Annotated in this window: 9 protein-coding genes; 3 read left to right on the top strand and 6 right to left on the bottom strand. The window is 42.1% G+C overall.

What is annotated here, in order from left to right; all coding sequences use genetic code 11:
• Window positions 1–144 precede the first annotated feature (144 nt).
• Both VPNCDNU1_RS22640 and VPNCDNU1_RS22635 read left to right on the top strand, forming a co-directional pair.
• Window positions 145–636: a molybdopterin-dependent oxidoreductase gene (locus tag VPNCDNU1_RS22640; RefSeq protein WP_104402454.1), complete on the top strand. Its 492-nt coding sequence runs from the start codon at window positions 145–147 to the stop codon at window positions 634–636.
• A gap of 2 nt (window positions 637–638) precedes the next feature.
• Window positions 639–1724 (top strand): GGDEF domain-containing protein, encoded by a 1086-nt coding sequence (locus VPNCDNU1_RS22635; protein WP_104402453.1) that lies wholly within the window; start codon window positions 639–641, stop codon window positions 1722–1724.
• Between the two features lie 182 nt (window positions 1725–1906).
• Here the strand turns inward: VPNCDNU1_RS22635 and VPNCDNU1_RS22630 are convergent, their stop codons facing one another.
• On the bottom strand, window positions 1907–4219 hold the full coding sequence (locus tag VPNCDNU1_RS22630; RefSeq protein WP_104402452.1) for a methyl-accepting chemotaxis protein: 2313 nt from the start codon (window positions 4217–4219) through the stop codon (window positions 1907–1909).
• Window positions 4220–4508: 289 nt separating this feature from the next.
• On the bottom strand, window positions 4509–5849 hold the full coding sequence (locus VPNCDNU1_RS22625; protein WP_104402451.1) for an alpha-amylase family protein: 1341 nt from the start codon (window positions 5847–5849) through the stop codon (window positions 4509–4511).
• Window positions 5850–6102: 253 nt separating this feature from the next.
• Here VPNCDNU1_RS22625 and VPNCDNU1_RS22620 point away from each other — a divergent pair, with 253 nt between their 5' ends.
• On the top strand, window positions 6103–7245 hold the full coding sequence (locus VPNCDNU1_RS22620) for an acyl-CoA desaturase (RefSeq protein ID WP_104402456.1): 1143 nt from the start codon (window positions 6103–6105) through the stop codon (window positions 7243–7245).
• A gap of 66 nt (window positions 7246–7311) precedes the next feature.
• Here the strand turns inward: VPNCDNU1_RS22620 and VPNCDNU1_RS22615 are convergent, their stop codons facing one another.
• From VPNCDNU1_RS22615 to VPNCDNU1_RS22600, 4 genes are all read right to left on the bottom strand, one after another.
• Window positions 7312–7779: a GNAT family N-acetyltransferase gene (locus VPNCDNU1_RS22615; protein ID WP_104402450.1), complete on the bottom strand. Its 468-nt coding sequence runs from the start codon at window positions 7777–7779 to the stop codon at window positions 7312–7314.
• Entirely contained in the window at window positions 7776–8105 is a 330-nt protein-coding gene (locus tag VPNCDNU1_RS22610; protein ID WP_104402449.1) for an antibiotic biosynthesis monooxygenase family protein, read from the bottom strand. The genes VPNCDNU1_RS22615 and VPNCDNU1_RS22610 overlap by 4 nt, the downstream gene beginning before the upstream one ends.
• Window positions 8106–8281: 176 nt before the next feature.
• The gene (locus tag VPNCDNU1_RS22605; RefSeq protein WP_201797156.1) at window positions 8282–8941 is read right to left on the bottom strand and encodes a glutathione S-transferase family protein; all 660 of its coding nucleotides are present in this window, start codon (window positions 8939–8941) and stop codon (window positions 8282–8284) included.
• A gap of 9 nt (window positions 8942–8950) precedes the next feature.
• A complete protein-coding gene (locus VPNCDNU1_RS22600; RefSeq protein ID WP_104402448.1) occupies window positions 8951–9319 on the bottom strand; it encodes a glyoxalase in 369 nt (122 codons plus the stop codon).
• Window positions 9320–9322 lie beyond the last annotated feature (3 nt).

Below are 9322 nucleotides of genomic sequence, written 5' to 3'. Positions count from 1 at the left end.
TCTGTATAGTTCAGGAATACCGGAGAACCGCATGCTATTCTTGATTACTTGACATTTCTCAATATTCATACAATCAAACGGTATTTGACCTTATAATAATAAATTAGTTATTACTACTGGTTTTAAAATTCTCATGGAGGGAATATGCGCGTAAGACTTAAAAATTTCTCTTTCCTTATATTTTTACTTGTTTTCTCGGGACTTACCTCCGCGCAAGGTAAAAATAAAGTGTTAAGTGTCACTGGTGAAGTAGAAAACCCTGTCAGTTATACTTTAGAAAACATCAAATCATTTCCTCAATTACTCATTACTACCAACACACCATGGACGAATGAAGCCCACACCTATAAAGGACCTAAGCTAGAAGACATCTTAAATGATGCCAAAGCAAAAGGTTCGTGGCTGACTTTGAAAGCACTCGACAAGTACGAAGTGACGCTTGATTTTGAACGCATTCGTCAATTCGCTCCTATATTAGCTTGGGAAGACAACGGTAAAAAAATGTCGGTTCGAGGAAAAGGACCATTGTGGCTTATTTTGCCTAAAGATCATCACGAAGAACTTCAACCTCAAATATTTAACGACTTTATGGTGTGGCAACTGATTAATGTCGAAGTGTTTTCGAAGGAGCCTTGATAATGCCCCTACCGAGCCGTTTTCAAACCCCAGTATTGATAGTTGTAGCGGTGCTTTTTTTGTTATGTGCAATGGTCAGTGTTGCACAAATAGTGAAAAGTTTGGATTTATTGGCTGTAAATGAGCATTCAACGGGTAGAGCATTAGTGCAACTCATGTTGCTGCATCAAGAGTATCTGACGGCTGCTAAAGAATATTTCAGAGGAAGAAACAATATTGACGAGCTAATTACCAGCTATGATCTAACATGGTCTGCTTTCGAAATATTATTAGTCGGGTCAGAATCGGCTAATTTGATGGAAAAACAAGGTCGCTTAGAGGTAATTGTTGATACTTTTGAGTCATTTAAAACACTGGATCCAACCTCTGACTCGTTCGATGCCATTCATTTTTCACAATATTTGGCAAAGGGACAACAAACTTCAGAAACAATTAATGCGTTGATGAATAAAGAATTCCAACGTGTGTCAGAAAATAATTACCTCCGCGATTATGAATTGGTCCATTTAAACAGCATTATGGGATACAGCTACGCAGGGCTAGCCCTGTGTGGTGGTTTTCTACTGTATGTAACGTTGAAAGATCGCCAAAAGATAAGCCATTTAGCCTATCACGACTCTTTAACAGGGCTAGCAAACCGAGTTGCTTTACAAAACGAACTCAAAGATCTTAAACGCCAAAATCAAGCGCAGTTTTCGGTATTGTTATTGGATCTCGACGGGTTCAAACTCGTCAATGACACTTATGGACACGATGTTGGTGATCATTTGTTGAAGAAAATCAGCGCTCGCCTTAAAGAAACATGCAGTGACACAGACTTCATCGCACGGCTAGGTGGCGACGAGTTTGCCATTGTTAGACAAGGCCAAGCAGAACCTCAATTGTTGCCCGAAAGCATTATCGAAACACTATCTAAGCCTATACGAGTCGGTTCAATAGACTGTAAAGTCGGTGTCAGTATAGGCATCTGTTTAGACAGCGCATACCAAGCATCTTGGGTCGATATTTTAAAGTCTGCGGACATTGCTATGTATCAGGCAAAATCCAATGGCGGGAATTGCTACGACTTCTTTGATGATGCAGCTTAAAAAATTAGCTTCTAACACGCTCTGTCATCACTACCTGTACATCTCATTACTTCACTATCCGGCACTCCGTAGCTTATCTTCTGCGTCGGTGTGATGGTGTGATGGTGTGATGGTGAGTATTTAAATACAAAAAAACAGCGCTGTATTATCAGCACTGCTTTTTTCATTTGTAACGACGTTATTTAGTACCGGAACTGCCCGACTTTCTTATTTAACTCTGTCGCTTGGTCTGATAATCCAGAAACAACGCTGTCTATTTCATTGGTCTGATTTGAAACCTGCATCGATGCATCGGCAATAGACGTAATACTACTACTTATCTCATCCGTTACGGAGGATTGCTCATTGGCAGCTGTTGCTATCTGCAAATTCATATCGTTCAATTCAGTCAGCATGTTCGTGATCTGATCAAGCATATCCGTATTTTGTCTGCAACTTTCCGTTCCTCGCTCTACAGACGAATTCGCGTTTGTGATGCCATCGGCCACTGCTTGCGTCTCTCCTTGCAGAGCTTCAATTTTGCCACGAATCTCTTCCGTTGATGCTTGAGTCCGGCTTGCTAATGAACGAACTTCGTCTGCTACGACAGCAAAGCCTCTGCCCTGCTCTCCAGCCCGCGCGGCTTCAATAGCAGCATTCAACGCCAATAGATTCGTTTGCTCGGCAATAGACTGAATAACATCAAGCACTTCGCCAATGGAGTTGCTCTCTTTTAACAGCCTTTCAATTGCCTGATTCGCTTGCTTCATTTGATCGGTTAACTGCCCCATCTCGTTGCCAAGCGCACGCCCTATCGTGGCACTGCGTTGCCCTGTGTCATTCGCATTTTTCACGAACTCGGCAGCTCGACTGGCAAATTGCGCCACTTCTGACACGGACGCACTCATTTCGTTTACGGCTGCCGCAACAGAGTCAGATTTGTTGTGTTGCGCGTTCACAGCGTTGCGTGTGTCCCCCATTGCACTTGACATTTTTTGGCTGTTTTCGGTCAGCTCATTTGTCGCGCTACTGAATTCCTTAATTATGCCTTGCAGTTGCTTAAATAAATCGTTCAGAGCTGCGGCAAGCTCAGACATCTCGTCTTTACCTTTGTTTTCTAGCCTTGCGGTAAGATCCTTAGAGTTACTGATCTGAGAAATTTGCTCGGCAGCCGCTTTAATAGGGCGAGCAATCCCCCCTCCAACTAGCGACGCGCCTATCGCAGATAACACGAGTAGTACAACAGTGCTAATGCCTACCGTCGCAAACACAGCGCTGTTTAAGCGGCTAACATCCGCCAAAGCTTCGGCTTCGTCAATTTCACTCAGAATCGCCCACTTAAGCCCAGCCACTGTAATCGGCGAGTATGCCGACAGCACAGGCACTTTGCGATAATCCAAAATGATCTCACTACCTACTTGCCCATTGAGAGCTGCTTGGCTTCCTTTTGTTTCAACAGGTTGACGACCAATGGCGCTGTCTTTGTCACTGATTGAAGAAACGACTTGCGTAGACATGCCAGCAGAGGTCAACGCTTGAAGGTATCCTTGCTTGTCTTCAAGTAAAAAGCGAGATTGGCTTCTGAGTAAGCTATCTTGACCTACAAGATATGTCTCTCCACTCGTACCGAGTCCTGCATCTGCCCATTTTCCATCGTAGGTCATGATGCTATTGATGGCATCTACAGGCATTTGGAAAATCAGCACACCAAGCCTTTCGCCATTATCGATTACTGGAATCGCCATAAACGACGCTACCGCTTCATAGGATGGGTAGTATGGTTTGAAGTCTACTAAGAAAAAGTTGTTTTTTGCATTGGATTTCGCTCCATTAAACGCTTCCGCTAACCCGCTGTTCTTATACGGCCCTGAGAGGAGGTTAGTTGCGTAATCCAGTTCTTTGAAGACGGAATAAACAATATTGCCTTGATTGTCTACCAAGAAAATATCGTAATACCCAAACGATTCAAGAAAATGCTTGATTGGAGGGTGGTACAAGGCATGAGCCTTGTCGTAAGGCGTGTTGAGTGAATCTGACTTCAAAAGGTGTTTCTCACCAAGCGCATTTGGGTTAACGCCAATATAGCGAGCCTGAAGTGCTGTACCTACATCCGACATCTGGCTTAAACGACTTAGCTCATTCCCCGAGACATTCCCGTTACTGTCTCGGTAAGTTTGTCCAAACCCGTTACTGTAGTAGCTTTTAAGAGAGTTGATATCCGCTGAGCTCACTTTTTCTTTCGGGTATTCTTTGAATGCCGAAGTGAAATCTTTTAGTGCCGCCTTGGTCGAAAGGTCGTCCGCTAACGTTTCTAGCTGGAATTGAATTTGCTCAAAGTATCTTTCAATCTCTCGTTTTTTGATCTCCCGGACTGAAATTAATTGACTAATTGCTCTATCATAAATTGCTTGCTCGGATAAATCCGATGCTCTCCAGGCTACGAAGTTTCCGCTGACGATAACCCCAATCGCGCACAGAGAAGAACAAGCGAGAATAATTTTAGTTGCGATCTTCATTTTATAACCTTATCAGATTTATCATTATTTCTATCGGTAACTAATTTTTAAGCTAATAGAAATTAGTGACAGCTTGCTGACTTTTATATGTTTTAATTTTTTTTTACACTCTCGGAATTAAGCTTGGTACAGATTGCAGTGAGTTACATGCTACTAATGAGGTAGGTAAGCGGTTTTAGCTAATAAATCTTTGTATATAATAATTATAATTTATTGTAATTAGATATAACCAAAGAAAATATGCAAGTGAATGTTTTTAGAGTTGATAAGGAAAGGTAAAACTTCATCTTCAGTTAAAACAATGTATTAAGTAATCATTTGGTTCTATTTTAAGTTGTCCAACGTCAAAATATAAATCCATTTCAGTATTTTTATAATTTGGATAGATATCAGAAACTGATTGGGTATTTTTTCCTTTATTAATGCCCATAATGCCTTTCGTTCCACGAGAAAATAAAATGACATCTTGACTTACAAAGTGGAATATCATTTTTTCACCGTACATTCTATTGTGGAAGTCTAAAAGTTCTTTTAATTTATCACTTTGCCAACTGTATCCCCATCGGTTGATGCTAGGTTGGTGCGCCATTGCTCTAGCTGGCGGTTCAGCATAAATTAAAGGTACTCCTCCATCTCTCCCCAATAGGTAAGCATAGGCTAACCATTCGCTTGCTTCATCCATCACTAACCCTTTGAATACATTGTTATTGGGAATATCGTGGGTAATGGCGAATGTGACTGCTCTAGGGTTAGATAGAGCCATGCCTAACGCGTAAGGGTCGACTAATGATTCCAATGTTCCTTCTGGTTTCATCGCTTTAAACAACGTATTAAAAAGCGGAAAGTCGTATGCCGCTAATTCTGTTTTCTCTAAATAAGGTTTAAGAAATAACTCATATTCTTGCTTGCTTGCCCCACCATCTGTGATGATTTCGCCAAAAATGTGCATGCCTTCTGTTATATCCGGGCCCCACACTTTTTCTAAATGCTGCAAGCTCATATGCTTGGCCGCGTCTATCCGAAAACCACGCACTCCTAGCTGCTTTAGAGCCTTCAAATAATGCCTTTGCTGCTCTACGACATGCTGGTTATCTTTAAGAGTCGGTAAGCCTGGGTCTGTTGGTCCGTTACTGATTCGACCATTTTGTACTTCCCATTTGTTTCGCCAATCGACAATTCCAAACGGCTCGACAAAATCGTCTTTATCAAACAATGGGTGTGAAAGATCTCCGAACAATTTCAGTTCATCAAAATACGGGGCATTGGATTTGTAGATTTCCAAATCGGATTGTGCGGGAAATTGCAGGTCGGATCGTACATCCGATTCGTTGGCCATATGATTAAAAACGACATCGACATATACCCAAATGTCATACGCAATAAGTGCTTGCATCATGCATTTAAAATCGTTGGTGTTGCCTAACGGATTGTCGATGATTCTATAATCTTGTGGCTGGTACCGCTGCCACCAGAATTGACCTTTACCTTCTTTCAATGATTTTAATGGGGGCGATACCAATACCGATCGATAGCCTAAACGACTGATCTTTTCTGCCTGTTCAGCTATTTCGCTGTACTTCCAGTCAAACGCATGCAATATCACATTTGAACGCCCTTGATTTTGTAACATTCTTTAATTGGCTCCGCATCACCCAAATGGTTGAATCAATATCTTAATGAGCAAGCTGAATTAAATGCAACTGTTCTCTCAAAGATTCAACCAGTTAAACCACCATATTCCAAAAAACGATGCTCAGCTCCTATTCCTGCTAGGCTTTATTTATATCTATGTATGGTATCAACAACATTATTACAACTTAACTATTGACTTACACATGTTCGCTGAATATCTTTGAGTGAACATGTGTAAGCTGAAAAATGGAATGAACAAAAAAATGATCGATACCGAAAAAAAGCCCCCCCTCATATGGCTCAATATTGGGGTATTTTCTATCAGTATGCTTTTGGCGGTGTTGGTTGCACCCTGGTATGGGTATCAATTTGGGTATGGTGTGGAACACCTGGTTTGGCTGGTCGTCACGTTCAGTTTTTGTAACCTTTCTATCACCGCTGGTTACCATCGTCTTTGGGCACACAAAGCCTATGAAGCACATCCGATAATTCGGGTTGTTTACGCTTTAGGTGGCGCTTTCTCTCTTCAAAACAGTGCGCTGCATTGGTCATCCGATCACAGGGTTCACCACAGACACGTTGATGTTAATGACAAAGACCCGTACTCAGCCAAAAAGGGCTTTTGGTTTTCACACATTGGCTGGATGCTAAGGCATTACAACAAAACCACTTATTCAGACTATTCAAATTGCCGAGATCTTCAAAAAGACCCCATCATTATGTGGCAGCACAAGTACTATCTTCTGCTTGCTATTGCCATGAATGTCGGCGTACCGGTGTTGCTGGGTCTATTACATGGTGATGTTTGGGGAATGTTGCTAATCACGGGCGCCGTTAGGTTAGTACTAAACCATCATACGACTTTCTTTATCAATTCATTGGCTCATATTTGGGGCTCTCAACCTTACACGGATAAGAACACGGCTAGGGACAATGGATTTTTAGCCTTTCTAACGTTTGGCGAAGGCTACCACAACTATCACCATATCTTTGAAAATGACTATCGCAATGGTATTCACTGGTGGCAGTACGATCCAACCAAATGGATGATTCGGTTGTTTTCATGGGTTGGTTTAGCCAGCAAACTGACGCGATGCCCTCCAATTCGGATCGAACGTGCTCGGATACAAATGCAGCTACGTAAAGCAAAAGAAAACATTCAAAACAAACCACAGGGTGCAACTTTAATTCACTCTCTGCAATTGGAGTACGACGCACTATGGAAACAAATGCAAGAGTACTACGAAGTCAAAAAGCAGCTTATGGAAGCGAAGAAAACCGATCTAACTCGTAAGTACGAGGCGTCGTTGCTCAAGGTTCGTTACCAACAAGTGCGCGCTACTCTAAAAACCAAGCAAAAAAGCTGGGACAGATTGGTTGCACAATACGCGTAAGCTTTCACCTGAACAAAAACCAAAAAACTCACCAATCGGTGAGTTTTTTGGTTCAAGGTAAGACTATTAATCTATGTTCTTTTCCATTAGGAAGTTGGTTAACGTTCTACCTCGAAGCTCAATTTCTTGGCGCTGTACAACTTCGAACCCAAAATGCTCATAAAACGGCTTTGCCGTAATACTCACCTCTGAATAAAATCGATTTATGCCTTTCGCTTTACCAACAGAGAAAATATGGTTCATCAATGCCGCTCCAACACCTTTCCCTTGGTAAAGGTGGTGGCAAAAGAAGTGATCGATTAAGCCGTCTTTTTGCAAATCAGCGTAGCCGACTACCTTGCCATTCAGTTCTGCAATGTATGGCTCTATGCTGTTCATTCGCTTTTGCCATCGTGCCAATTCAAAACGTTCAGGTGCCCATGCTTTCACATCATCTTCGCTGTAGTCGCCTAAATTCACTTTGCGTACAGTGTGAAAAAATAGCTTCCAAGTCGCTCTTGCATCTTGCTCGGTATAGTGTCGAATAAGAATCACACATCCTCCTCAAAACTATAATCGCGCTCTACTTTTGCAATTCGTGTTTTGTAAGACTGGTACCATTGCTTTCTGCCCAGCTTTTGTGCCTCAAGGTGTTCGGTATTGGCTTTCCATTGTTTGATTGAGTCCAAATCTCGCCAGTAAGATACCGTAATGCCAAGTTCTTCCCGTGCGGATTCTGCACCCAAATAACCCTCTTGCTGTTCTGCTAGCTCCAGCATTCGGTTAGCTGCATCACCATACCCTTCATCATTTGGGCTTTTTACTGAACTAAAGATCACCGCGTAATACGGAGGCTTTGGGGTTTTTGAAATTAACGACATCTATATACTCCTTCACAAAGTATCCAGCGGTCAAAAGTACAAAGCTGGATACAAATCTTATTAAACTCTTACTCTATTCATTGAGTATTGGCTTAGATATTGGGGGTTGTTGGAGTCTAAGCTCTGTTAACCAAGGCTCCAATAGTCCTAACCGTTAAGCGATAACGTCATCGCTTTTAATAATCTTCTCTCGCTTTCAGTTCAGTGAAATCACTCATAATCCACTTTTGGTATCCTGCTCGTTGTTTTAACGCTTGATACCATCCCTTTACTCTTGGAGGTAGCTTGATATCAAGCCCCTGCTCGGTCAATCGATAGAGAATAGCCCCTACACATACATCAGCAAGAGAAAGCCTATCGCCAACCAAAACCGGATATTCTCGGCTTGAATTCTCCAAATGCGAGCGATCCAGTGTCGATTCGACTAGATTTAGTGCGCTTACGCATGTAGTTAAATCTCTATCTATTTGGCACATATCCCGTTTGCTTTCGGGCATGCGGTAGAAGCCCCAAAACGTTCCCATAAAGGCGGGCTGAAAAATTACTTGAGACCAATCCATCCACCGTTCATATTCCGAACGTTGGTAGGGTGTTTGGGCTTCACCATATTCGCTCGCGAGATACCGTAATATAGAGTGCGACTCCCAAATGGCTTTATCGCCATCCACTAAAACGGGGACTTTCTTCATCGGATTCAACTTGGAAAACTCAGGGTCATCCAAACCACCAAACCGCCCACCAAGCTCAACCAATGAAAAATCGAGATGAAGCTCTTCCAAAAGCCAAAGTACTTTCTGTACATTAAAGGAAGTTTTACGTCCGTATAACTGAATCATGGCGACCACTTAAATGTTTTGAGCAATGCGCCAAAGCACACCACTTGGATCTGTCACAGTGAAATCCAACATTCCCCAAGGTTGCTCGATTAAAGGGGAAACATTTACGTCATATTTTTCTTTAATTTGACTTTCAGTCACTGCGTGGTGCCATGCTTTAGCATCCTCAACTTGGAGGTGCATCATCAACTCGCTGGTGTGCTTTGCTTCAGCAAGGTCCTGCAGTAAAAAATTGGTATGTCCAAGCGAAAAGAACGCAAGGTCACCCATGTCGTTTTTTAACTCAAATCCTAAGTCGATATAAAAGGCTTTGCACAATTCATAATTTACTGCTGGGATAAAAACCTTAATATCTACGGTTTTAAGATTAGGTGTCATTAT

Source organism: Vibrio penaeicida (assembly GCF_002933855.1).
Lineage (GTDB): Bacteria > Pseudomonadota > Gammaproteobacteria > Enterobacterales > Vibrionaceae > Vibrio > Vibrio penaeicida_A.
Note: the sequence above shows the minus strand (reverse complement) of the source record. Positions and strands in the feature narration are given on the sequence as shown.

Bases quoted from the DNA above. Each gene is read 5' to 3' on its own strand.
- VPNCDNU1_RS22640 (WP_104402454.1), top strand. From the start codon at position 145: ATGCGCGTAAGACTTAAAAATTTCTCTTTCCTTATATTTTTACTTGTT.
- VPNCDNU1_RS22635 (WP_104402453.1), top strand. From the start codon at position 639: ATGCCCCTACCGAGCCGTTTTCAAACCCCAGTATTGATAGTTGTAGCG.
- VPNCDNU1_RS22630 (WP_104402452.1), bottom strand. From the start codon at position 4,219: ATGAAGATCGCAACTAAAATTATTCTCGCTTGTTCTTCTCTGTGCGCG.
- VPNCDNU1_RS22625 (WP_104402451.1), bottom strand. From the start codon at position 5,849: ATGTTACAAAATCAAGGGCGTTCAAATGTGATATTGCATGCGTTTGAC.
- VPNCDNU1_RS22620 (WP_104402456.1), top strand. From the start codon at position 6,103: ATGAACAAAAAAATGATCGATACCGAAAAAAAGCCCCCCCTCATATGG.
- VPNCDNU1_RS22610 (WP_104402449.1), bottom strand. From the start codon at position 8,105: ATGTCGTTAATTTCAAAAACCCCAAAGCCTCCGTATTACGCGGTGATC.
- VPNCDNU1_RS22605 (WP_201797156.1), bottom strand. From the start codon at position 8,941: ATGATTCAGTTATACGGACGTAAAACTTCCTTTAATGTACAGAAAGTA.
- VPNCDNU1_RS22600 (WP_104402448.1), bottom strand. From the start codon at position 9,319: ATGACACCTAATCTTAAAACCGTAGATATTAAGGTTTTTATCCCAGCA.